Here is a 1467-nt window from a genome sequence, read left to right on the forward strand (position 1 = left end):
GCAAATCAATAGTTTTATACCAACCTGCATAAATCTTTGAACAATTTAACGAATTAAATTGCACTATAACGTCGTTAAAAATTTTATATTTAGAACAACTAGATACAAAAATTTTTGCCTAATTCTAGCGTAATTTTCTTGACGTTAAATAGACCCCATATATAAGCAGATTGGTATTAAAGTTGAGCAAAACTGTCTACGTATTTACTGAGCCTAGGTATATCGACTGCTTGTAGTCCATCGGTACTTCTTAGCACGAGATCTTTTTCTACCAGTTCTGTTACAACGCGCCTGTAAGCTCGCTCCGTGGTGGCAAAGCGCTCAGCTTCAGCGTTTACAGTAGGGTAGGCTCTAAGTAGCGTAGGGTTATTGTTCTCGGCTCTTAATAAACAATCTTTTGCTATGTTGTAGCTCAGTGGTAGCAATAGCTTATCTAAATTGATTTTTTGATTCTCTTGAAATTTAGCCGCTATAGTTTGTGCTGTGTATAAACTTAGTTCTGGTTTTTCAAGTAATAAAGCACGCCAATGCCTTAACTCAATAAGGTTATAAGTTACATCACTAAAACAGGTCACCGTATAAATACACGGATTATTGTTCAGCGCTTCTATTTCACCAATAAGTGTATTGTTACAATCCAATTGTCCTAATAGTAGGCGTCGTCCATTACCTACGTCGTAACTAAACGACACAGTGCCACTGCGTACAAGCACAAGCTTGCTTAAAGGCTGATCTTGGTGGATCAGGACTTCTTTTTTTGATTGTTGATAGCTACTACCTGCAAAGGTTAATAGCTGTTCAACAAGATAACTAGAAAAATGGTATTGAAACATCAATGCGCTCTTCGGACAAATGTCCTATTTATTACACCTTAATGACGTTAGCATTACGGCTCTAAGAATTTATGCTAACTTGCTACTATTATTAGTTTTGCTAATAATATTATTTACCTTCATTTCCCGTGTAATGATTTAGGAAGTTGTTGGCAGTTGCCGACAGTTTTTTTAAGGTTTTTTGAGCAAGTTGGCTTTTTTATTTCGTTGTAATTTTGCAATACTTATAAGTGCCATAAGTTAGCAGTAATGTAATGCTAACCTAAAGCCTAGGAGAGAACAATTGAGTTGGGAATATTTAGGTTATATTGCATCAGCTTTATTGGTTGCATCATTAACAATGACCGATGTAGTAAAGCTACGTTGGTACAACATGTTTGGTTGTATGGTATTTACGGCATATGGTGTTGCCATAGATGCAGCGCCAGTGATTTTTACTAATGGCTTGTTGTCGCTCGTAAATATTTATCACATCATAAAAATATATCGCCAGCCTAAAGTTGAAGCTCCTAAAAGCTAATACCAATTGCGAGGCTGCCCTTTGGGTTCTTTCTAGGGACGATTAACTCTTTGTTGCTCGATTTTTACTTAGCCCACTAGGTTACAAACCTCGCGCCGCGATTAAATCGTCCCT

The 1467-nt window shown here is 36.9% G+C and carries 2 protein-coding genes; one reads left to right on the forward strand and one right to left on the reverse strand.

From position 1 onward, the window contains the following. Nucleotides 1-176 precede the first annotated feature (176 nt). Nucleotides 177-833, reverse strand: coding sequence for a Crp/Fnr family transcriptional regulator (locus CWB66_RS20520; protein WP_077535817.1), 657 nt, complete (start codon nt 831-833; stop codon nt 177-179). Nucleotides 834-1116: 283 nt separating this feature from the next. Between CWB66_RS20520 and CWB66_RS20525 the strand changes: the two genes are divergently transcribed. Then, on the forward strand, nt 1117-1353 hold the full coding sequence (locus CWB66_RS20525) for a uroporphyrinogen decarboxylase (RefSeq protein WP_077535816.1): 237 nt from the start codon (nt 1117-1119) through the stop codon (nt 1351-1353). Nucleotides 1354-1467: the final 114 nt, after the last annotated feature.

The organism is Pseudoalteromonas sp. S558 (assembly GCF_005886635.1).
Lineage (GTDB): Bacteria > Pseudomonadota > Gammaproteobacteria > Enterobacterales > Alteromonadaceae > Pseudoalteromonas > Pseudoalteromonas aliena.

What these genes read in the sequence shown, in the direction of transcription:
- CWB66_RS20520 (WP_077535817.1), bottom strand. Translation starts at nt 833, where the DNA reads ATGTTTCAATACCATTTTTCTAGTTATCTTGTTGAACAGCTATTAACC.